This window comes from Streptomyces alanosinicus (genome assembly GCF_014650595.1).
GTDB lineage: Bacteria > Actinomycetota > Actinomycetes > Streptomycetales > Streptomycetaceae > Streptomyces > Streptomyces alanosinicus.
In genome coordinates this window covers 358,490-378,806 of sequence record NZ_BMVG01000003.1, presented here as the reverse complement: position 1 = coordinate 378,806, position 20,317 = coordinate 358,490, and the positions used below count along the sequence as shown (strand labels likewise).

Here is a 20,317-nt window from a genome sequence, read left to right as displayed (position 1 = left end):
ATGAGTGACGACGCCCCCATCACCCCGTCCGGCAAGATCCCGAACAAGGGCAAGCTGGCCAAGGACCTCAACGAGGTCATCCGCTACACCCTCTGGTCGGTCTTCAAGCTGAAGGACGCGCTGCCGGAGGACCGCGCGGGTTACGCCGACGAGGTCCAGGAGCTGTTCGACCAGCTCGCCGCCAAGGACGTGACGATCCGCGGCACCTACGACGTCTCCGGTCTGCGCGCCGACGCCGACCTCATGATCTGGTGGCACGCCGAGACCAGCGACCAGCTCCAGGAGGCGTACAACCTCTTCCGCCGCACCAAGCTGGGCCGCGCCCTGACGCCCGTGTGGTCGAACATGGCGCTGCACCGCCCGGCCGAGTTCAACCGCTCGCACATCCCGGCGTTCCTCGCCGACGAGACGCCCCGCAACTACGTCAGCGTCTACCCGTTCGTGCGCTCCTACGACTGGTATCTGCTGCCCGACGAGGACCGCCGCCGTATGCTCGCCGACCACGGCAAGATGGCCCGCGGCTACCCGGACGTGCGCGCCAACACGGTCGCCTCGTTCTCCCTCGGCGACTACGAGTGGATCCTGGCCTTCGAGGCCGACGAGCTCTACCGCATCGTCGACCTCATGCGCCACCTGCGCGCCTCCGAGGCCCGCAGGCACGTCCGCGAGGAGATCCCGTTCTACACGGGCCGCCGCAAGGACATCGCGGACCTGGTGGCCGGCCTGGCCTGAACCCCCTGCCGGGGCGACGCCTTCGCCGGCGCAGCCGCCGAAGGCAACTCGTGCGGCGCGCACGACGCGCGCCGCCCGGGGACCCGGCCCTCCAGGAGGTAGGCGTCGAGGTGGCCGCCGACGCACTTGTTGGGGCCGCCCCCGATGCCGTGCGTGCCGGCGTCCCGCTCGGTCACCAGCACCGAGCCGGCCAGCCGCCGGTTCATCTCCAGCGCGCCCGGGTACGGCGCCGCCGCGTCCCGCTCGGCCGCCAGGATCAGCACCGTCGGCAGTTCACCCCGCCCGGTCCGTACGTCCAGCGGCTGCTGGCGGGGCGCCGGCCAGTAGGCGCACGGCAGGTTCATCCACGCGTTGTCCCAGGTCTCGAAGGGGGCCATCCGGGCGAGTCGGGTGTTGTCCCGGTCCCACACCTTCCAGTCCGTCGGCCAGGGCGCGTCGTTGCACTCCACGGCCGTGTAGACCGCGTTGAGGTTCTCCGCCTCCGCGGCCGCCTTCGGGCTCGGCGCCGCCATCTCCACCAGCGGCTTCGGGTCGCCGTGCAGATACGCGGACAGGGCCTGGGCCCGGCTCGGCCAGTAGGCGTCGGAGTAGGCGGCCTTCAGCAGCGTGCTCTGCAACTGGCCGGGACCGACCGTTCCGCCGGCAGCCTTGCCGGCCAGCCGCTTGCGCGCGGTGTCGTAGCCGCGCTGCACCTTCTCGGCGGTGTCACCGAGCCGGTAGACGTCGTCGTGCCGGGCGATCCAGTCCCGGAAGTCCGCCCAGCGCTCCTCGAACGCGGCCGACTGCTCCAGGTTGTTGCGGTACCAGATCTTCTCCGGGTCCGGATCGACCGCCGCGTCCAGCACCATGCGCCGTACATGGCTGGGGAACATCGTCGCGTACATCGCGCCGAAGTAGGTGCCGTACGACGCCCCCATGAACGTCAGCCGGTCCTCGCCCAGCGCGGCCCGCAGGACGTCCAGGTCCCGGGCGTTGTTCAGCGAGGTGTAGAAGGGCAGTGTGCTGCCGGCGTGCTGGGCGCAGCCGTGCGCGTACGCCTTGGCCTGGGCGATCCGCTGCTGCTTGTACGACTCCGAGGGGTGCGTCGGCGACGCGGTGGGCGCCGCGACGAAGCGCTTGGGATCCTGGCAGGACAGCGGCGCCGAACGGCCCACACCGCGCGGGGCGTAGCCGACCAGGTCGTAGGCGGAGGCGATGCGCTGCCACTCCGGGACCGCGGCGACCAGCGGGAAGAACATGCTGGACGCGCCGGGGCCGCCCGGGTTGTAGACGAGGGCGCCCTGCCGGGGAACCTTCCGCTTGCTGTTGCGCGGGTCCTTCTGGGTCGCCGGGCCCCGGCTGACGGTCAGCTTGATCTGCCGGCCGTTCGGGTGGGCGTAGTCGAGCGGGACGGTCACCGTGCCGCAGCGCACGGCGCTCGGTGCCTTCGGCACCTCGGCGGCGGAACACGCGCCGAAGGCGATGCCGGTCGCGTGGGCGCGGGCCGCGGCCACCTCGGTGCCGCGCAGCTCGGCCGCGCCGGGGCCGCTGCCTGGCGCTCCGGCGGCGGGCACGCCGCCCGCCGGGGCCGCGGCCAGGGTGGTCAGGAGCAGGGTCCCGGCGGCCGAATACAGAGCGGCAGCTCTCATGGCGTATCCCTTCGGTGCGGCGGCGATGGCATGACTGCCACGCCCGGCGACAACAAAAGGGATATTTCGTACGGCCGTGGGTGAAGGCAAGCACCGTCCGGCCGGTGTCGTCGTCAATGCCCCCGATGCGCCCCCGAAGCCGTCCCGACACTCCCGCCCGAGCCGGTCGTGTCACTCCCGCCAGGGCTTCGTGTCACTCCCGCCAGGGCTGGTCGCGATGGGCGAAGGCGGCGCGCAGCTGCGGCTCGCCGATCGCGCGGATCCCGCGTACGGCGACCGTGGTGAGAAGCGACCGCTCGTCGCCGGCCGGCCTGCGGGCGAGCGCGCCCAGCAGCCGCTGCCCGGCCGGAGAGGCCCAGCGCGAGTACGGGTGCACCTCGAACCGGGCGATGGCCAGGCAGCTCAGCGACAGTGTGAGGGGCAGGGCGAACCACAGACCGACCAGCAGCCGCGGTGTGCCGGTCTGCACGGGCAGCAGCAGCGCGGTCGCACCGAGGGCGGCCACGGCGAGCGCGGCGGCGCGCACCTGGCGGACGGCGGCCCCCACGGTGCCGCCGGCGCCGTCGGGGACGGCGAGACCGGCGTGCACCAGCCGGTCGGCGAGCCGCCGTACGGCCTCGGTGCCGGCCGCCCGGGCGCGCACCGGCGCGATCCGCGACTGTCCGTCCGGGCCTATGGCCCCTATGACGGACTGCTCGATCTCGTCGCGTCCCCGTGGGTCGACCACCGTGGCCCAGCCGGTGTGCGCGAGCAGCAGGCGCCGCTGGCGGGCCATGGAGACCAAGGTCACATCGGCGACCCGGGCGGGCCCGCCGGAGAGGAAGGCCGCCTCGTACAGCGTCAGACCGCGCCCGGGGTCCGCCGGCGCGGTATCCGCGTCCAGGGCGGCCGTACGGGCCGCCGTCAGGCACAGCCGGGTGCACGCCGTACCGGCGAAGGCCCAGGCCAGGAAGAGGAGAAGGACCCAGAACATGACAAGTTTCTATGCCAGAGGTCTGGTCGGACGCCATGCCCTGTTCATCATCCGGACACAGTGTTAGCGGCCTGTGACGTTCCGTTTCCCGCCCGGGCCAGGCCAGGCCAGGTCGGGGCGGGGCGGTTCGGGCCCGGTCAGGGGCTGCTCGTGGCCGGCGGCGGGCTGGCGGTGGCCGGCGGCATGGAGTACGAGTCGCTCGGTGACGGCATGACGGGCACGGCGGCGCTCGGGGCGACGGCCGGCGGGGCCGCCACGGGGGTGGGGGAGGCGGCCAGCTCCTTCGCGAGCGCGGCGAAGTCGACGTACCCCGTCGCCTCCATGACCTTGATGTGGTCCAGGACGGTCGCGTTGGTGTCGTCGGCGAGATCGCGGACCAGGGAGTTCTGGGTGTCGGCCCGGACCTGCGCGGCCAGTGTGTACACCCGGCCGTGCGCGAGCCGCAGGATGCCGGCGAACGTGCGGTCGAAGTCCTCGCCCTGTGTCGCGGTCAGGGTGTCCAGCCACTGCGTCTGCTGCGTGTTCGGCTCGTTGGGCAGCGGGGTGCCGAGCTGGGTGGCGACGGTGCGGACGTGGGCGTCCAGCGAGGTGTGTCCGTCGACCAGGTGCTGGCCCGCCGTGCGGACGGCCGCGGTGGTGCCCTTGTGCTCCGCCAGTTCGCCGGCGGGCAGCTCCCAGAGGTCCGCCAGCCGGACCTTGGTGATGAAGTCGCGGTCCTGCGTGGACAGCGGACCGTAGGGGGTCGTCACGGTCTGTGCGCTCAGTACGGCCGCGGTCGCGTCGGCCGCGTCCTGGTGGCCGGCGTAGGACCAGAGCGGGTAGAGCAGCGCCGACGCGGTCGCCGCGAGGGCCGCGATGACGAGGCCTGTGCCGCTGAATATGCCTCGGCCCTTGATCGGGGGTCGGGGTCGCATGGCGCCTCCTGTAGCGCACCGCACGCGAGTGTGCCTGGGGGGTGGGTGCGGGCGGCATATTACTTCGCGTTCGCGGCGGAGGCTGTGGCCCATACGCAGGGTGGCTGTTTCGCTGCGGTGCGTCGGCGCAGGTGGCGGGATGGGAGATGGGATACGCAGGGCCGCCGACGGCTTGCCGTGCGCGCCGGCGGCCCCGGCTCAGCCCCGGTGCCGCAGCAGTACCCGCCGTGTCGCGCGGGCCACCCGCCCGCCGGACCTGGGGGCCGGGCCGGCTCGGTCCAGCCACCACGCGCGCAGGGCACGGTGGGTGCCCGTGTCTGTGCCCGTGCCCGTGTCCGTGGACGGGCCGGCCTTGAGCAGATGCGCGGCGAAGGTCAGGGCATCCTGGCGGTAGCCCCCGCTCATGGGCCGCTCCCGCGCGTAGTCGAGGAACGCCGCGCGGTACCCGTCGCCGAGGATCACCGGCAGCTCCGGTGCGACCTTCGCCACAACGTCCGCCCGCTTCGCCGCGAGCGCCCGCGCCTGCACCCCCATCCGGACCCGGTCGAAGCCCTCCGGCACCGGCGTCCCGGCCACCAGCGAGGACAGCACGGCAGCCTGCGCAACCCCGACCCGCTCCCGCCCCCGGACCCCCGACGGCGCAAGCACCCCGGCATCCCCGCCTGCCGGGCCTGCGCCCGCGCCATCGGCCGGGCCTGCGCCCGCGTCGCCCGCCGGTGCGCCTACGCCGCCCGCCGGACCCGTGCCCGTCCGGACACCCCCTGCGCCTGCCGGCCCGGCGCTCGCCCCGCTCGCCGCCCCGGCGCCCCGTCCGCCTGCCGGCTCGTCGGCTTCTTCGCCTGCCGTCCACGCGGTCGTGCCGTTCACCGGGTCGGTGACCGCCCTGCTCGTCGGCCTGGCATCCCGTCCGCTCGCGAGCTCGGCGCCCTCGCCGTCTGTCGGCGCCGTGCCCCCGCCATCCACCGGCTCGGCGGCCGCCCTGCTCGTCGGCCTGGCGCCCCCTGCGTTCGCCGGCTCGGCGGTCTCTCCGCCTGTCAGGCCGGCGCCCCCGCCATCCACCGGCTCGGCGGCCGCCCCTGCGGCCCCACGCGAACCCTCGGCACCCGCTCCAGCCCCCCGCGGCCCCCCGGCGGCGCGCTCGCGGCCGGTGTGGATCGCGGTCCGGATCATGGTGAGCTCTTGCTCCAGCTCGGTCGGGTCGGGGAAGTTCTCGTCGCGTTCCAGCAGGACGCCGGGCGGGGTGGTGCGGGAGGCGAGGTCGGTGAGGATGTCGAGGACCGGGCGCGGCACGGGGTGTGCATGGCTGTCGTGCCAGACGCCGTCGCGCTCGAAGCCGCCCGCGACATGGACGTAGGCGATCGCCTCCACGGGCAGCGCGGCCAGTGCCTCAGCCGGGTCCTCGCCCCGGTTGACGTGGTTGGTGTGCAGGTTGGCCACGTCGATCAGCAGCCGTACGCCGGTGCGCTCGACCAGCTCGGACAGGAACTGCCCCTCGGTCAGCTCCTCGCCCGGCCAGGAGAACAGCGCGGCGATGTTCTCCAGGGCGAGCGGCACGGGAAGGACGTCCTGGGCGATGCGTACGTTCTCGCACAGCACGTCCAGCGCGTCCCTGGTGCGCGGCACCGGCAGCAGATGCCCGGCCTCCAGGCGCGGGGAGGCGGTGAGCGGGCCGCCCGCGCGGACGAACGCGATGTGCTCGGTGACCAGCGGGGAACCGAGGGCCTCGGCGCGTTCCGCGAGCGAGCTCAGCCGGTCCTCGTCGGGGCGGTCGGCGCCGCCCAGCCCGAGGGAGACGCCGTGCGGGATCACGGTCACCCCGCGCTCGCGCAGCCGCAGCAGCGACTGGGGGAGGTGGCCGGGGCAGACGTTCTCCGCCACGACCTCCACCCAGTCGATGCCCGGCATGCGCTCCACGGCGTCCGCGATCTCCGGCCGCCAGCCGATCCCCGTGCCGAGTCGCCGCATGGCTCCTCCCCTCCCGTCGAATGACGGGGGTATGGCCCCGCCCCTCGGCCCCGAACCGCCTTCGTGGCGTGTTCAGAGCAACATTTGAGGTTCAGCAGGTTCAGCAGGTTCAGCGGGTCCGGCAGGTTCAGCGGGTCCGGCGGCGCGCCGGCCAACGTCCCGGGTCACGGCCCAGCAGATACAGCGCCTCCTCCAGCGGGCCGGAGCCCACCGGTACCTCCAGCACCGGGGCGAAGGCGGACCCCGGGCCGCGCCGGGCCGGGTCGGTCGGCACCTGACGGGCCACGGCGAGCGCGGCGACGCGCACCTGCTGGGGGAGTTCCACGGCGCTGCCGAGGGTGGCGGCCACGTCCCAGGCGTGCACGACGTAGTCGACGAAGTGGAAGCCGACCGCCTGACCGCCCGGGAAGCCGCCGCCCAGTTCCGGCAGCGTGAACTCCCGCTCCGTGGCGCCCGGTTCGGCGAAGGCGGACAAGACCGCGGCGGCGGCCGACCGATGGGTACGGGCGGGCTCGCTCATGTCCTCGGGTTCTCGCCAGTACTCCGGCTCCCGCCCCGCGCCGCGTGCCGCGGCGGCGAACCCGACGTGCTGCGCGCTCATGTGCGCGACGAGCCGGCGCAGGGTCCAGCCCGCGCAGGGCGTGTCCCGCGCCCAGTCCGCGGCCGTGGCCAGGTCCACCACGCGCACGGCCTCCTCGACGGCGATCCGATCGAGTTCCACGAAGTCCGCTCCGGTCACAGTCATGGCCTCAGCGTAAAACAAGGCGAACGATCGTGCTTATTATTTTGAGCGATCGGAGGAGGAGTAGTCGGAGGGGAGAATGGGTTCAACCAGGCTGCCGGTCAGGGGACTTGGGGGAGCGGGACTCCGTCCGCGGCTGCGGCGCGCAGCCGTTCCGCGATACCCGTCCGGGCCCTGCGGTACACGCTCTCCTCGTCGTGCAGGACCGACAGGGCGTTCGCCGTCTCCAGCAACGCCACCAGCTCGAAGGCGAGTTGCGGGACATCCGTGCCGGCGCGCAGCTCGCCCGCCGTACGCGCCTCCTCGATCGTGAGCTCGACATGGGCCGACCAGTCGCGCTGCGCACGGACCACGGCGTCGTGCACGGGCCCGGTGCGCGCGTCGAACTCGGCCATGGCGCCGTAGAAGAAGCAGCCGCCCGGGAAGACCCGGCCGTGCGAGTACTCCAGCCACAGCGCGCACAGCCGGCACACCCGGCCGAGGCCGGCCGGGGTCTCGGCCGCAGGCCGGATCACCCGCTCCGTGAAGATCCGCACCGCCTCCCGCACGGTGGCCAGCTGCAGTTCCTGCTTGGAGCCGAAGAGCGCGAACACCCCGCTCTTGCTCAGCTCCAGCTCGGTTGCGAGCCGGCCGACGGTGAGCGCCTCCAGGCCCTCGACCGAGGCGATGTCCACCGTGCGGCGCAGCACCAGCCGGCGGGTGCGATTGCCCCGCTCGACCCGCCCGTCGACCCGCGTCATCCGCCTCTCCTAGCGCAGCGCGGGATGGCCGGCGACGACGGTGCAGGAGCCCGGCGCGATCTCCGTGAAGCCGGCGTCGCGCACCACGGGCAGCCCGCTGCCGGTCAGCCGGGGCCAGTCGGCGGGGTCGGCCGTGCGGACGGCGAGAGCGAAACCCGTGTCCCGCCACGCGGTGCGCTCGGCGTCGGACAGCGCCCACCAGGCCAGCTGGGCGCCGTGCCCGGCCTGGGCCATCGCCTTCCCGGCCGACATCTCCAGCTCCGGATTCAGCCACAGCACCGGCTGCGTCGGATCCGCGGCGACGGGCGGCTCGGGGTCGTCCAGCTCGGTGCCCGACACCTGCAGCTTGGCGAGGTCCTTGGGCCAGCCGTCGAGCGGGATCGGCACGAAGACCCGTACCTCGGCGGACTTGCCGCTCACCGTGATCCCGGGCAGCGCCTCGGCCCGCCGCCACTCGGCACCCCGGGCCCGCCGCACGACCTTGCGAATCCGCGCGTCCTCCCAGTTCCGCACGGCCTCGGCCCACTCACCGTCGCCCTGTGCCCGCTCGTCCCCGAGCAGCACCAGCACCGCGCGGGCGGCCGTCTCCAGGGCATCGGTACGCGCGGGCGGCGCGCCGCGTTCCATCCGTACGACGAGGGGCAGCACGAACTGCGGTGCTTCGTCGCGAGGGTTGCGCTCGGAGGTGAAGGGACTGTCGCTGGGGGAGGCTGGAACATGGCTCACACCAGCCAACTTTAAGGGGCGCGGGGCTGTGTGTTCCGCGGCTGCGCCGCACGGACGCGACCCGCCCACGACGTCCCGCACATCAGACTCGTGATCAGCCCCTACGGCGAGACCGGACACAATCTCCCCATGCAACGTGACCTACGACTGACCGGCGTGGGCCGGCGCTACGGCATCCGCGGCCCCTGGGTCCTGCGCGGCCTCGACCTGGCGCTGGCGCCCGGCACTCTGACCCGCGTAGAAGGAGCGAACGGCACCGGAAAGTCCACCCTGCTCCGCCTTCTCGCCCGCCTGGACGCGCCGACGGAGGGCCGCGTCACCGGCCGGCTCCGTACGGCATACGTACCCGAGCGGTTCCCCTCGGCGCTGCCTTTCACCGCCCTCGGATACCTCACCCACCTCGGCACGGTGCACGGCCTGGGTCGAGGGACCGCACGCCGCGCGGCGGGCACCTGGCTGGAGCGCTTCGGTGCCGGCGCCTACGCCGGTACGCCCATGGCGCAGCTGTCCAAGGGCAGCAGCCAGAAGGTGGCCGTCGCCCAGGCCCTGCTGGGGGATCCGGAGCTGCTGGTGCTGGACGAGGCCTGGACCGGCCTGGACGCGGCGGCGCGGGCCGAACTGGAGCGGGCCGTGGCCGAGCGGACCGCAGCCGGGGGTGCCGTGGTGTTCGTGGACCACGACCCGCGCCGGCTGGCCGGGGCGCCGGACGCGACGTACGCGGTGCGCGACGGCGGCCTCAAGCTCCGTACGGGCGAAGGGAGTTCGCCGCAGGGGCCGCTCACGCTGATCATCGCCCGCGGGCCGGCCGGCGGGCAGCTGCCGCCCGAGGCGGCGCGGACCGTCGCCGCCGCCGAGGAGACCGCGCCCGGCAGCCACCGTCTCGCCGTTCCCGCCTCGCACTCCGACGTCGTTCTGCGTGCTCTGCTCACGGCCCGCCCGCCCTGGCACGTGGTGAGCGTCGCCCCGCCCGCCGAGGCCGCACCCCACCCGTCCGCCGGCCTCACCCCGTCCGCCGACCCCGGAAGCCGCCCATGACCGCACTCCTGCGCTACCAGGCCGACCTCCTGGCGCGCTCCCAGCGCTGGCTGCCGCCGCTGATCCTGTACGTCGCGTTCCTCGGGATCGGAGTGCAGAGCGGCCAGCCCGTTCTCGACTCGCTCGGCTACACGGCCGCCGGCCTGCTCCCGGTGGCCGCCTGGCTGGTGCGGATCTGTGTCACCGGCGAGCCGGACGCGGCCCGCGCCTGTGTCGCCGCCGCGCGCGGTCCCGCCCGCGCACACCTCGCCTGTCTGCTGACGGCCCTGCTGGCGTCGGTCACGCTCGGGGTGGTGGCGACCCTGGTGGTGACGCTGATCAGCGATCCGGCGAGCAACGGCCACCGGGTCCATGTGGCCCCGCTGCGGGCCGGAGCCGCCGGACTGCCGGCCACGCTCACCTGCGCGCTGCTCGGCGCGGCCGTCGGCGCGCTCACCAGCCGGCCGCTGCTGCGCTCCACCGGCCGTGCCGTGCCCGCGATGCTGCTGGGCGCGCTGTTCGCGGTGGTGCTCACCGGTTCCCCGGCGCAGGCCGCGGTCCATGGCCTGGTCACCGGTTCGCAGACCGGCCGGGCGCCGCTGCCGCTGCTGCCCCTGGCGGGGGCGGTCCTGCTCACGGCGGCGGCCTTCGCCGCGGCCGCCCGGCTCACCGACCGCCGCTCCCCCTGAGCGGGCAGCGGGCAGCGGGCAGTCGGCAGTGGGCAGCGGGCAGTCGGCAGTGGGCAGCGGGCGGCCGGCATGGGCAGTGGGCGGCGGGCGGCGGGCCGGCGCCCGCCGCTCAGCGGTGCCCGGTGCTCTCGCCGATCAACTCGGAGACCTTCACGAACCGGTAGCCGCGCCCCCGCAACTCCGGTACGACCGTGCGGACGACCCGCTCGGTGGTCGGGGCCGCGCTGCGCGTGCAGTGCATGACGACCACCGAGCCGGGCTTCACCCCGTCCAGCACCTGCTGGGTGACGGCGTCGGCGTCCGTGGCGAACGCGTCGCCGCTCACCACGTCCCACTGCACCGCGGTCACCCCGAGCCCGCTCAGCGCGCGCAGCGCGGGCTGGTCGTAACAGCCGCCGGGGAAGCGGAAGTAGGGCAGCGCGTGCGGCACGCCCGCCTGGTGCAGGGAGGCGTACGCCCGCTCCACGTCCGAGCGCATCCTGCCCGCGTCGACCCTCGGCAGGCCGTAGCAGTCATCGGTGAACGCGTAGTGGCTGTAGGAGTGGTTGGCGACCTCGAACTGCGGGTCGTGGCCGAGACCGCGGGCCTCGGTCGGGTACTCGTCGGCCCACCGGCCGGTCATGAAGACCGTCGCCGGGACCTTCAGTTCCCGCAGGGCGCCGATCAGGCTGGGGTTGTCGAAGTGCTCCCCGGCGGCCGCGCGGGGGCCCTGGTCCGCGGTCATGTCGGCGTCGAAGGTCAGCGCGACGGTCTTGCCCAGGGTGCGCGGGCCGTGCTCGAAGACCGGGGTCAGACCGCCGGGGCCCGGGGCCAGCACCGGCGGGCGCGAGGCGGCGGGGGAGGCGGAGACGGGGGACTTGGCCGGGGCCGGGCGGGCGGGGCCCGCGGGGTCGGGGCTGCCGCAGGCGGCGAGAGCCGCGCCCAGGGCACAGACGGCGGTGATGCGACGTACTCGTGGGATCACCGTATGAAAGTAGGACTGAATGACGGCTTGTATGTCGATATGCCCGGCGGCACGGCGTCGGGATCACCCGCGCGGCGGCCCCGGCCGTCCGCGCCGTCTGCCCGGCGCTCGCCGGTGCGGACATGCGAACGGCAGCGGAGAGCACACCGCCGCTCCGCTGCCGTCGCCGACGCGGGGACCTCGCACGCACCTACGGATCTCGCTCACGGACCTGTCCGCGCGCACGTGCGGTCACCACGCGTTCCCTTGTCGGCGGTGGGGCGGCCGGCCGGCCCACCGGACGCCGGTCCAGCCGCCGCCTGCCACCGCCAAGGGGTTCTGAGGGGCCTGTTACCGGCCGGCCGAGTTGTCGCAGCCCATGACCGAGCCCACGTGGGTGCTCTGGGCGCCCGGGTCGCCCTCGCCGTTCAGCGCATTGCCCAGCAGGCCGTTGAGCAGGCCGAGGTTGCCGATGACGTCGAGATTCAGGTCGTGGTCCTTGCAGTTGGAGCTTTGCCACACATGGCCGCCGTGCTCGCCGCCGGCGAAGGCGGTGCCACTGGTCATGAGCCCGATGGTGCCGACGGCGGCGACCATCACGGCAGCCTTGCGAAGTCTGTGCATGTCATCTCCATGGTGTGAGTGTGGAAGCGGTCTGCAGCAGATCGACCTCTTACAGACACGGAGATTAATATTAAAATCGCCCAAAACGGACAACGACGCGCCGTAAATCAATCTTCGTTCTGCAGTCGCTTCGCGAGTCCACCGGGCGCGGTGCTAACCGCGGCCGTACCGGCCCGTGAGCGAGCCCGTGGCGAGGGTGTGCCCGGACAGGGCTCGCAGCAGGTCGGAGACGGAGGCGTCCGGGGCGAGCGACAGCCGGCGGTCGGTGGCGTAGACCGTGAGCACATAGTGGTGGGGGCGGTCTCCGCGCGGCGGGCAGGGGCCGCCGTAGCCGGGCCTCTTGAAGTCGTTGCGGCCCTCGGTCGCCCCCTGCGGACGCTCCCCGGCGGGCAGTTGCCGGGTGTGCGGGTCGATGTCCCACACCAGCCAGTGCGTGAACGCGCCGTGCGGGGCGTCGGGGTCCCGCAGCACCAGGGCCAGCCCGGCCGTGCGCGCGGGTACGGCGGTGAGGGCCAGCGGGGGCGACACGTCCGTGCCGTCGCAGGTGTGGCGCCGGGGGATGGTGCCGCCGTCGCCGTACGCGGGACTGGTGACGGTCAGCCGCTGGGCGGCGCCGGTCGGGGGCGCGGCGGCCGGCCCGCCGCCGTCCCCGCAGCCCGTCACGAGGGCCATCGCGGCCACGGCCGTCACCCCGCTCACAGCGGTCACCCAACTCCTGCGCATGCCGGGCACGCTAGCCGGAGCGGGGCTCTCGGTCACCGTTCGGCGCGGGCAGTTGGTTGCCTCGCTCCAGGAAGTGCAGCAGTTCCACCGGGATGGGCAGGACCAGCGTGGAGTTCTTCTCGGCGGACACCGCCATCACCGTCTGCAGCAGCCGCAGTTGGAGGGCGGCGGGGGTGTCGGCCATCTGCTGGGCGGCCTCGGCCAGCTTCTTGGAGGCCTGGAGTTCGGCGTCGGCGTTGATGATCCGGGCCCGGCGCTCCCGGTCGGCCTCGGCCTGGCGGGCCATGGACCGCTTCATGGTGTCCGGCAGGGAGACGTCCTTGATCTCCACCCGGTCGACCTGGATGCCCCAGCCGATGGCCGGGCTGTCGATCATCAGCTCCAGGCCCTGGTTGAGTTTCTCGCGGTTGGAGAGCAGATCGTCCAGATCGCTCTTGCCGATGATCGACCTGAGGGACGTCTGGGCCATCTGCGACACCGCGAACTTGTAGTCCTCGACCCGCACCACGGCGCTCTCCGCGTCGACCACCCTGAAGTAGACGACCGCGTCCACGCGCACGGTGACGTTGTCGCGGGTGATGCCCTCCTGGGCCGGGATCGGCATGGTCACGATCTGCATGTTGACCTTCTGCAGCCGGTCCACGAAGGGGATGATCAGCGTCAGGCCCGGCGCCCGGGACTCGCCGGTGACGCGCCCGAGGCGGAACAGCACTCCGCGCTCGTACTGCTTGACCACCCGTGCCGCCATCGCCAGATAGATCACACCGGCGGAACCCGCCGCCGCGATGGCGCCCAGCAGCTCCTGGAGCATGGTGACCTCCTCACGAAGAGGTCCGCTTCTGTTCGTTGCTGTAACGATATGCCCGGGATGAGGCGGAAGCCATAAGCCCAGCTGCGGACGGTCCCGGCCCGGCCGCGGACGGTCCCGGCGGGGACCGGGCCGGGATGCCGACGCCCCTCGGCATCCCGGCCCGGAGACAGCGGCCGCCGGTCGGCGGCCTTCGGGCAGGAGCTGTCAGACGGCCTGCGCCGCCGTGACCTTCACCGTCGTGACCTTCACCGGTTCCGTCCCGGCCGCGCTGTGCCGTTCGGCCCAGTTCTCCAGGGCCGTACGACAGGCGTGGTCGAGATGGTGCAGACCGGACAGATCGAGGCGGACCGGGCGGTCCTGGGGGAGCGACTCCAGGCTGTCCAGGATCTTCGGCAGCCGCAGGAACGTCGCGTTGCCCGTGAGGTAGGCGTCGACCGGGCCCGCGCCCTTGTCGATCACCTCCAGCTTGATGTGCGAGGCCTCCCAGGCCGTCTTGACCACGGCGAGCGCGAGACCGATCAGGACCCCCTCGAACATGCTGACCGCCACGATGGACAGGGCGGTGACGGACAGGATCAGTGCCTCGCCCCGGTGCTCGCGCCACAGCCCGGCCAGTGCCCGCACCGGGACCAGCTTGGCGCCGGAGTGGATCAGGATGCCCGCGAGCGCCGGGATCGGGATGTAGGCCAGCACGTTCGGCAGCAGCGCCGCGAACAGCAGCAGCCACACCCCGTGCAGCACGCGGGAGGCCTTCGTACGGGCGCCCGCCTGGACGTTGGCCGCGCTGCGCACGATCACCGCGGTCATCGGCAGCGCGCCCAGCACCCCGCACACCGTGTTGCCGGCGCCCTGGGCGAGCAGCTCTTTGTCGTACGCGGTGCGCGGCCCGGTGTGCAGCCGGTCCACGGCGGCCGCGCTGAACAGGGACTCGGCGGAGGCGATCAGCGTGAAGGCGACGACCGTGCCGAGCAGGCCGACACTCGCCAGCTCGCCGAACGCGCTGAGCGGCGGCGGCTGTACGGCGCCCAGCAGGCCCTGCACCTTGACCGTGGCGACCGGCAGGTCCAGCGCGAACGCGGCCACCGTGGCGAGCCCCACCGCGGCCAGCGGGCCCGGCAGCGTACGCACCTTCGCCGGGACGTGTTTCCACAGCAGCAGCACTGCGATGGTGCCCCCGCACACCGCGAGCGAGGCCACCGCCGTGCCGTCGCCGAAGGCGTCCCAGAACGCCCCCGGCAGCCCGACGATCTTGGCCGGCCCGGAGTCGGGGGCCTTGGCCGCCAGCGCCGGATACAACTGCCCGGCGATGAGGACCAGTCCGATTCCGGCCAGCATGCCCTCGACCACGGAGACCGAGATGGCGCGGAAGTAACGGCCCAGCTTCAGCAGGCCCATGGTCATCTGGAGGAGTCCGGTGGCGAGCACGATGACGCCGAGCGCCGGCAGCCCGAACTCCTTGACCGCCTCGAAGACGAGCACGGTCAGGCCGGCCGCCGGCCCCGACACCTGAAGGCTGCTGCCGCGCATCAGCCCGGTGACGAGTCCGCCGACGATACCGGTGATCATGCCCAGCTCGGCCGGGACTCCGGCGGCGACGGCCACGCCCACGCACAGCGGCAGCGCGACCAGAAAGACGACGAGAGAGGCGGCGAAGTCCTGCCGCAGATACGGGAAGCGGGATATGAGGCTGGTGTTCTTGCTGGTCATCGGCGCGCTCACAGGGACTCGAAGGTGTCGGTCTGCGGGCGGTGCGTCCGTACGGCGCCGGTGTGCACCTCGTAGTACCAGGCGTGCAGGCCCAGCCGGCCCTCGGTCAGCTTCCGCTCGACACAGGGGTACGAGCGCAGCCGCAGCAGCTGGGTCAGGACGTGTGCCTGCACGCCCTCGGAAACCTCCGGATCCTCGGCCGCGCCTGCCGGGCGCGGGGTGGCGTGCGCGAGCCAGTCACGCACGGCAGGTACGGCGGTGAGGTCGTCGCCGCGCACCAGCGCGCCGACGGCACCGCAGTGCGAGTGACCGCAGACGACGATGTCGCGGACACCGAGCACCTCCACGGCGTACTCGATGGTGGCGGCCTCGCTGGTGGGGTGGAGCGAGGTGTGGGGCGGGACGATGTTGCCCGCGGTGCGCAGCTCGAAGAGCTGGCCGGGACGGGCGCCCGTGATCAGGGCCGGGACGACCCGGGAGTCGGAGCAGGTGATGAACAGCACCTGCGGGGACTGGCCTTGGGCGAGCTTGGCGAACTCCTCAGGGCGCTGTCCGAAAGTACGGGCGTTGTCGATGAGGGGCTGCATAGGTATGGGTTCCTCCTGGCGCGCCTGCACGGGCGCGTCGGACTTGAACGACATTGTGGGGGGGCAAGAGCCCGGGATCCCGGGCCCGGTGCGGCTCCCTGGCGGGGTGCCGCACGGGCTGTCAGCAGCGGAAGACCTGAAGCGCTGCCGGGGTGTGGGCTCTTGAGGTTCTCGCGGTGGGGCGGTGCGGTGCGCCGGGGGTGCCCGGTGCGTCCGCACCGGCCGCACGGCCGGTTATCGGCTCGGGGTGCTGCGGCCGGCCGGAGGCCGGGCCGCGCTGCCGGTCGCGGAGGTGGGGGGTGCCCACGGGAGCGCCCGGACGGCTCGGGGTGCGGACCGAGTCCTTCTCCTCGTGCACCGGCGGTGCGGAGGAGGGAATGACAGGCTCGGTCTTGGCCAATGCCTGACTGAAAGTGTGCGCGGGTGCGAAGGATCCTGCGGGTGCGAAGAGTTGGAGCGCCAGCAGGAGTACCGCGAGGAGAGGGAAGAAGAGGGGGGAGCGGGTGCGGGCCGTCGTACCTCGCAACATGCGCCCTCCCTCCGGATGTTCGCACCTCTTGTCTGGACCAAACACTGGTCAATGAATGGTCAAGAAACACTTTAACCCCGCAAAGTCCTTTGCGGGGTTAATAGCGCGTTACAAGGGTGAGGGAGCGTGGAAAGTGCCGGTCGCCTGGCGCGATCCAGCCCTTGACTAGGAGGCCACGAGCCCCTTCGCGTCGCGGGCCAGTGCGGTGAGCCGGGATATGGCGCGGAAGTACTTCTTGCGGTAGCCGCCGTTCAGCATCTCCTCGCTGAACAGCTTGTCGAACGGCAGCCCCGAGGCCAGCACCGGAACCTCGCGGTCGTAGAGCCGGTCCGCGAGCACCACGAGCCGCAGTGCGGTCGACTGGTCCGGCACGGGGCGCACATCGGTGAGGCACACCGCCGTCACGCCCTCGGTCAGCGCGCCGTACCGGCTCGGGTGCACCTTGGCCAGATGCTCCAGCAGATGCGGGAAGTCGTCGAGCGAGGCGCCCTGTGTGGCGTACCCCGCCTTGGTCACCTCTTCGTCGGTGAAGGGCTTGGGAGCCTCGGGCAGACCGCGGTGGCGGTAGTCCTCGCCGTCGATGCGCAGGGGGCGGAAGCGGGCCGCGAGGCCCTGTATCTCGCGCAGGAAGTCGGCGGCCGCGAACCGGCCCTCGCCGAGCTTGCCAGGCAGCGTGTTGGAGGTGGCGGCGAGCGCGACGCCCGCGTCGACCAGCTTGCCGAGCAGGGTCGACACCAGGACCGTGTCGCCCGGGTCGTCCAGCTCGAACTCGTCGATGCACAGCAGGCTGTGGCCGGAGAGGGTCTGCACCGTCTGCTGGAAGCCGAGGGCGCCGACCAGGTTCGTCAGCTCCACGAAGGTGCCGAAGGCCTTGCGGGAGGGCTCGGCGGGGGTGGCGTGCCACAGGGAGGCGAGCAGATGGGTCTTGCCGACGCCGTAGCCGCCGTCCAGGTAGACGCCGCGCGGGCCGGCCGGGGTCTTGGGGGCCCTGGCCCTGACGAAGCCGAGGAAGCCGCGCTTGCCGGCGCCGGAGGCGTGCGCCCCGCCGAGTCCGGCCGCGAAGCCCTCCAGCACCCGCACCGCCTCGGTCTGGCTGGGCTGGTTCGGGTCCGGTATGTACGTCGAGAAGCGGACCGAGTCGAAGCGCGGCGGCGGCACCATCTCGGCGACCAGCCGGTCCGCGGGGACGCGCGGCTCACGGGCGCACAGGGAGAGGGGGCCCGCTTCGGTCAGGGGGCTGGAACCGGGGGCGGCGGTGGAGGACGACACGGTTACCCATGCTAAGCGCCGTGTCACACTGCACGACATGCGACGCCTGTTCCCTGTGACCGACGAAACAGCAGCCCAGGCCTCCGGCGGAACACCCGAGGGGGAGACGAGGGGGGCCACCGGGGCGGATGCGCCCCGTGCCGGTGCCGGTGGCAGTGCTGGTGCTGGTGCCGTTGCCGGTGCGTTCGTCGATCGTGAGTGGAGCCTCGCCGAGCTGGCCGCCGCCTATGCCTACCCGGAGCCCGCGGCAGGCGCCCCCGTGCCATGGCTGCGGGCCAACATGGTCTCCACGCTCGACGGCGCCGCGCAGCACGAGGGGCGCTCGCAGCCCATCTCCAGCGCCGCCGACATGCGGATCTTCGGCACGCTGCGGGCGCTCGCGGATGTGATCGTGGTGGGCGCGGAAACGGTACGGCGGGAGGGGTACCGGCCCGCACGCGCGCGTGCCGAGTTCGCCGCCGCCCGCGAGGCCGCCGGACAGGCCCCGGCCGCGGCGATCGCGGTCGTCTCCGCCAGTCTGGAGCTGGACTTCTCGCTCCCGCTGTTCACCTCGCCCGTGGTGCCCACGCTGATCCTGACCGGGGCCGCGGCCGCCCCCGGCCGGGTCGCCGCCGCCGAGAGGGCCGGCGCCACGGTGGTGACCGCCGGCGAGGGCGCGGGCGTCGACCCCGAGCGCGCCGTGCGCGCCCTCGCCGGACTCGGCCACACCCGGCTGCTCACCGAGGGCGGTCCCCGGCTGCTCGGCCGGCTGATCGCCGCCGATGTGCTGGACGAGATGTGTCTGACCCTCGCGCCCCTGCTCACCGCCGGCGACGCCCAGCGCATCGCCGGGGGGCCGGCGGTCGCCGTGCCGCACCGGTTCGCGCTCGTGTCGCTCCTTGAGGAGGCCGGATTTCTGTTCGGCCGTTACCGTCGGTCCTGAAATCGGCGGAATATGCCGTTCCGGTTAGCTTCCGGAGGGCAGACTTAGTCCGGCAGAACCGTGTGATCACGGGGCAGGATGGTTTCCGCAGGGGCCTCGTCCGGGCCCACGGAGGAGAAGAGGCGTTTGGTGTTCACGAGCGTTCTGATGATCGAGAAGGCCCTGACGTCCGCCGACGTGGAGTTCGTCAGCACCTTGCACGGGGACGAGCCGGTCGCCTTCCATGTGCTCCTCCAGCCGCGCGGCGACCAGGCGGACCGCCTGCTGCGGGCCATCGACGACATCGCGCTCGGCGAACTGGACGAGGCGGTGCGCGAGCGGGAGACCCCGGAGGGGGAGGACGCCAGGAGCGTCGGACAGCAGGCCCTCGACGTGTCCCTGCGGGCGCTGCGCTCCGCGGGGAGCCGGGCCGAGGGGCGGCTGGTCGAGGACCATCCGCTGGACGCGCTGAAGTCGCTGGTGGCGGAGGTGTCCGCCGATGAGGTGATCGTGCTCACCGACCCCCACTATGTGGAGGAGTTCTTCCACCGGGACTGGGCTTCCCGGGCCCGGCACAGGGTGGGCGTGCCGGTGCTGAAGCTGTTCTCGCACAGCAAGGTGCAGTGACCTCGGCTGTCGGAGGAAGGACGGGGCTCGGCATAGGCTAGGCCTGCTTCCGCTCGCATTCGTCTCTGGGGAGAAACACATGGCACCCGGCCTTCCTGCCGCCATGGACCGACCGCACTTCATCGGCATCGGCGGCGCCGGGATGTCGGGGATCGCCAAGATCCTCGCGCAGCGCGGGGCGAAGGTGGCCGGCAGTGATGCCAAGGAGTCGGCGACCGCCGAGGCGCTGCGGGCGCTCGGGGTCACCGTGCACATCGGGCATGCCACGGAGCACCTCGCCGACGACGCGAGCTGTGTCGTGGTGTCGTCGGCGATCCGCCAGGACAACCCCGAGCTGGCCCGCGCCGCCGAACTGGGCATCCCGGTGGTGCACCGCTCCGACGCGCTCGCCGCGCTGATGGAGGGGCTGCGTCCGATCGCCGTGGCCGGTACCCACGGCAAGACGACGACCACCTCGATGCTGGCCGTCTCCCTGGCCGAGCTGGACCTCGGGCCTTCGTACGCCATCGGCGGCGACCTGGACGCGCCCGGCTCCAACGCGCTGCACGGCGAGGGTGACATCTTCGTGGCCGAGGCGGACGAATCGGACCGCAGCTTCCACAAGTACGCGCCCGAGGTCGCCATCGTCCTCAACGTCGAGCTGGACCACCACGCCAACTACGCCTCGATGGACGAGATCTACGAGTCCTTCGAGATCTTCGCCGGGAAGATCGTCCCCGGTGGCACCCTGGTGATCTCCGCCGACCACGAGGGGGCGCGGGAGCTGACCCGGCGGCTGGCGGGCTCGGTGCGGACCGTGACCTACGGCGCGGCCGAGGACGCCGATGTGCGGGTCACGGCCATCGAGCCGCAGGGGCTCAAGAGCCGGGTCACCGCGCTGCTGGACGGGCAGGAGCTGACCTTCGCGGTGTCCGTGCCCGGCCGGCACTACGCCCTCAACGCCGTCGCCGCGCTCACCGCCGGTGCCGCACTCGGCATCCCGGCCGCGGAGCTGGCGCCCGCGATCGCCGCCTACACCGGGGTCAAGCGGCGCCTGCAGCTCAAGGGCGAGGCCGCCGGGGTGCAGGTCATCGACTCCTACGCCCACCACCCCACGGAGATGACCGCCGACCTGGAGGCCATGCGCGCGGCCGCCGGTGACGCCCGGATCCTCGTCGTCTTCCAGCCGCACCTGTTCTCCCGCACCCAGGAGCTGGGCAAGGAGATGGGCCAGGCGCTGGCCCTCGCCGACGCCTCGGTGGTCCTCGACATCTACCCGGCCCGGGAGGACCCGATCCCCGGCGTGACCAGCGAGCTGATCATCGAGGCCGCGCGCGCCGCCGGCGCCGACGTCACCGCCGTACACGACAAGGACGCCATTCCCGCCGTGATCGCGGGAATGGCGAAGCCCGGTGATCTCGTTCTCACCATGGGCGCGGGCGACGTGACCGACCTGGGCCCGCTGATCCTGGACCGCCTTTCGCAGTGAACAAG

21 protein-coding genes are annotated in these 20,317 nt (G+C 73.0%); 6 read left to right on the top strand and 15 right to left on the bottom strand.

Annotation, left to right across the window (positions count from 1 at the left end):
• Complete coding sequence (hemQ, locus tag IE277_RS10295) at window positions 1-732, top strand: hydrogen peroxide-dependent heme synthase (protein WP_189950747.1); 732 nt, start codon at window positions 1-3, stop codon at window positions 730-732.
• On the opposite strand, the gene IE277_RS10290 is transcribed toward hemQ, so the two are convergent.
• From IE277_RS10290 to IE277_RS10260, 7 genes are all read right to left on the bottom strand, one after another.
• Complete coding sequence (locus IE277_RS10290; RefSeq protein WP_189950745.1) at window positions 681-2,360, bottom strand: alpha/beta hydrolase; 1,680 nt, start codon at window positions 2,358-2,360, stop codon at window positions 681-683. The two genes, hemQ and IE277_RS10290, sit on opposite strands and share 52 nt — an antisense overlap.
• 193 nt (window positions 2,361-2,553) lie before the next feature.
• On the bottom strand, window positions 2,554-3,333 hold the full coding sequence (locus IE277_RS10285) for a TIGR04222 domain-containing membrane protein (RefSeq protein ID WP_189950744.1): 780 nt from the start codon (window positions 3,331-3,333) through the stop codon (window positions 2,554-2,556).
• A 137-nt stretch (window positions 3,334-3,470) separates the two neighbouring features.
• Window positions 3,471-4,247 (bottom strand): DUF4142 domain-containing protein, encoded by a 777-nt coding sequence (locus IE277_RS10280; protein WP_189950741.1) that lies wholly within the window; start codon window positions 4,245-4,247, stop codon window positions 3,471-3,473.
• Between the two features lie 198 nt (window positions 4,248-4,445).
• The gene (locus tag IE277_RS10275; RefSeq protein WP_189950739.1) at window positions 4,446-6,212 is read right to left on the bottom strand and encodes an MbnB/TglH/ChrH family RiPP precursor modification enzyme; all 1,767 of its coding nucleotides are present in this window, start codon (window positions 6,210-6,212) and stop codon (window positions 4,446-4,448) included.
• A 127-nt stretch (window positions 6,213-6,339) separates the two neighbouring features.
• Window positions 6,340-6,957 carry a TIGR03086 family metal-binding protein gene (locus IE277_RS10270; RefSeq protein WP_189950737.1) on the bottom strand — a complete coding sequence of 206 codons (618 nt, stop codon included), beginning with the start codon at window positions 6,955-6,957 and terminating at the stop codon, window positions 6,340-6,342.
• Between the two features lie 98 nt (window positions 6,958-7,055).
• Window positions 7,056-7,694, bottom strand: a complete 639-nt coding sequence (locus tag IE277_RS10265; protein ID WP_189950735.1) for a TetR/AcrR family transcriptional regulator — start codon at window positions 7,692-7,694, stop codon at window positions 7,056-7,058.
• 9 nt (window positions 7,695-7,703) lie between these two features.
• The gene (locus IE277_RS10260; RefSeq protein WP_189950733.1) at window positions 7,704-8,420 is read right to left on the bottom strand and encodes an aminoacyl-tRNA hydrolase; all 717 of its coding nucleotides are present in this window, start codon (window positions 8,418-8,420) and stop codon (window positions 7,704-7,706) included.
• A gap of 129 nt (window positions 8,421-8,549) precedes the next feature.
• Here IE277_RS10260 and IE277_RS10255 point away from each other — a divergent pair, with 129 nt between their 5' ends.
• On the top strand, window positions 8,550-9,455 hold the full coding sequence (locus IE277_RS10255; protein WP_189950732.1) for an ABC transporter ATP-binding protein: 906 nt from the start codon (window positions 8,550-8,552) through the stop codon (window positions 9,453-9,455).
• Window positions 9,452-10,123 carry an ABC transporter gene (locus IE277_RS10250; RefSeq protein WP_189950730.1) on the top strand — a complete coding sequence of 224 codons (672 nt, stop codon included), beginning with the start codon at window positions 9,452-9,454 and terminating at the stop codon, window positions 10,121-10,123. The genes IE277_RS10255 and IE277_RS10250 overlap by 4 nt, the downstream gene beginning before the upstream one ends.
• Before the next feature lie 109 nt (window positions 10,124-10,232).
• On the opposite strand, the gene IE277_RS10245 is transcribed toward IE277_RS10250, so the two are convergent.
• From IE277_RS10245 to zapE, 8 genes are all read right to left on the bottom strand, one after another.
• The gene (locus tag IE277_RS10245) at window positions 10,233-11,087 is read right to left on the bottom strand and encodes a polysaccharide deacetylase family protein (protein ID WP_189950728.1); all 855 of its coding nucleotides are present in this window, start codon (window positions 11,085-11,087) and stop codon (window positions 10,233-10,235) included.
• 330 nt (window positions 11,088-11,417) lie between these two features.
• Complete coding sequence (locus IE277_RS10240; RefSeq protein WP_189950726.1) at window positions 11,418-11,690, bottom strand: hypothetical protein; 273 nt, start codon at window positions 11,688-11,690, stop codon at window positions 11,418-11,420.
• Window positions 11,691-11,843: 153 nt separating this feature from the next.
• Window positions 11,844-12,398 (bottom strand): YbhB/YbcL family Raf kinase inhibitor-like protein, encoded by a 555-nt coding sequence (locus IE277_RS10235; RefSeq protein WP_229881177.1) that lies wholly within the window; start codon window positions 12,396-12,398, stop codon window positions 11,844-11,846.
• A 25-nt stretch (window positions 12,399-12,423) separates the two neighbouring features.
• The gene (locus tag IE277_RS10230; RefSeq protein ID WP_189950724.1) at window positions 12,424-13,224 is read right to left on the bottom strand and encodes a slipin family protein; all 801 of its coding nucleotides are present in this window, start codon (window positions 13,222-13,224) and stop codon (window positions 12,424-12,426) included.
• Between the two features lie 204 nt (window positions 13,225-13,428).
• Window positions 13,429-14,931: a SulP family inorganic anion transporter gene (locus IE277_RS10225; RefSeq protein WP_189950721.1), complete on the bottom strand. Its 1,503-nt coding sequence runs from the start codon at window positions 14,929-14,931 to the stop codon at window positions 13,429-13,431.
• A gap of 8 nt (window positions 14,932-14,939) precedes the next feature.
• On the bottom strand, window positions 14,940-15,518 hold the full coding sequence (locus IE277_RS10220) for a carbonic anhydrase (RefSeq protein WP_189950720.1): 579 nt from the start codon (window positions 15,516-15,518) through the stop codon (window positions 14,940-14,942).
• A gap of 121 nt (window positions 15,519-15,639) precedes the next feature.
• Window positions 15,640-16,047, bottom strand: a complete 408-nt coding sequence (locus tag IE277_RS10215; RefSeq protein ID WP_189950719.1) for a hypothetical protein — start codon at window positions 16,045-16,047, stop codon at window positions 15,640-15,642.
• 165 nt (window positions 16,048-16,212) lie between these two features.
• Window positions 16,213-17,316 (bottom strand): cell division protein ZapE, encoded by a 1,104-nt coding sequence (zapE, locus tag IE277_RS10210; RefSeq protein ID WP_189950716.1) that lies wholly within the window; start codon window positions 17,314-17,316, stop codon window positions 16,213-16,215.
• A gap of 37 nt (window positions 17,317-17,353) precedes the next feature.
• Here zapE and IE277_RS10205 point away from each other — a divergent pair, with 37 nt between their 5' ends.
• From IE277_RS10205 to murC, 3 genes are all read left to right on the top strand, one after another.
• Window positions 17,354-18,238: a dihydrofolate reductase family protein gene (locus tag IE277_RS10205; protein ID WP_189950714.1), complete on the top strand. Its 885-nt coding sequence runs from the start codon at window positions 17,354-17,356 to the stop codon at window positions 18,236-18,238.
• Between the two features lie 129 nt (window positions 18,239-18,367).
• Window positions 18,368-18,844: an indole-3-glycerol phosphate synthase gene (locus IE277_RS10200; protein WP_189950712.1), complete on the top strand. Its 477-nt coding sequence runs from the start codon at window positions 18,368-18,370 to the stop codon at window positions 18,842-18,844.
• A 79-nt stretch (window positions 18,845-18,923) separates the two neighbouring features.
• Window positions 18,924-20,312: a UDP-N-acetylmuramate--L-alanine ligase gene (murC, locus tag IE277_RS10195; protein ID WP_189950710.1), complete on the top strand. Its 1,389-nt coding sequence runs from the start codon at window positions 18,924-18,926 to the stop codon at window positions 20,310-20,312.
• Window positions 20,313-20,317 lie beyond the last annotated feature (5 nt).

What these genes read in the sequence shown, in the direction of transcription:
- IE277_RS10205 (WP_189950714.1), top strand. Translation starts at nt 17,354, where the DNA reads ATGCGACGCCTGTTCCCTGTGACCGACGAAACAGCAGCCCAGGCCTCC.
- IE277_RS10280 (WP_189950741.1), bottom strand. Translation starts at nt 4,247, where the DNA reads ATGCGACCCCGACCCCCGATCAAGGGCCGAGGCATATTCAGCGGCACA.
- IE277_RS10220 (WP_189950720.1), bottom strand. Translation starts at nt 15,518, where the DNA reads ATGCAGCCCCTCATCGACAACGCCCGTACTTTCGGACAGCGCCCTGAG.
- IE277_RS10270 (WP_189950737.1), bottom strand. Translation starts at nt 6,957, where the DNA reads ATGACTGTGACCGGAGCGGACTTCGTGGAACTCGATCGGATCGCCGTC.
- IE277_RS10215 (WP_189950719.1), bottom strand. Translation starts at nt 16,047, where the DNA reads ATGTTGCGAGGTACGACGGCCCGCACCCGCTCCCCCCTCTTCTTCCCT.
- IE277_RS10285 (WP_189950744.1), bottom strand. Translation starts at nt 3,333, where the DNA reads ATGTTCTGGGTCCTTCTCCTCTTCCTGGCCTGGGCCTTCGCCGGTACG.
- hemQ (WP_189950747.1), top strand. Translation starts at nt 1, where the DNA reads ATGAGTGACGACGCCCCCATCACCCCGTCCGGCAAGATCCCGAACAAG.
- IE277_RS10240 (WP_189950726.1), bottom strand. Translation starts at nt 11,690, where the DNA reads ATGCACAGACTTCGCAAGGCTGCCGTGATGGTCGCCGCCGTCGGCACC.
- murC (WP_189950710.1), top strand. Translation starts at nt 18,924, where the DNA reads ATGGCACCCGGCCTTCCTGCCGCCATGGACCGACCGCACTTCATCGGC.
- IE277_RS10250 (WP_189950730.1), top strand. Translation starts at nt 9,452, where the DNA reads ATGACCGCACTCCTGCGCTACCAGGCCGACCTCCTGGCGCGCTCCCAG.
- IE277_RS10225 (WP_189950721.1), bottom strand. Translation starts at nt 14,931, where the DNA reads ATGACCAGCAAGAACACCAGCCTCATATCCCGCTTCCCGTATCTGCGG.
- IE277_RS10255 (WP_189950732.1), top strand. Translation starts at nt 8,550, where the DNA reads ATGCAACGTGACCTACGACTGACCGGCGTGGGCCGGCGCTACGGCATC.
- IE277_RS10290 (WP_189950745.1), bottom strand. Translation starts at nt 2,360, where the DNA reads ATGAGAGCTGCCGCTCTGTATTCGGCCGCCGGGACCCTGCTCCTGACC.
- IE277_RS10275 (WP_189950739.1), bottom strand. Translation starts at nt 6,212, where the DNA reads ATGCGGCGACTCGGCACGGGGATCGGCTGGCGGCCGGAGATCGCGGAC.
- IE277_RS10265 (WP_189950735.1), bottom strand. Translation starts at nt 7,694, where the DNA reads ATGACGCGGGTCGACGGGCGGGTCGAGCGGGGCAATCGCACCCGCCGG.
- IE277_RS10230 (WP_189950724.1), bottom strand. Translation starts at nt 13,224, where the DNA reads ATGCTCCAGGAGCTGCTGGGCGCCATCGCGGCGGCGGGTTCCGCCGGT.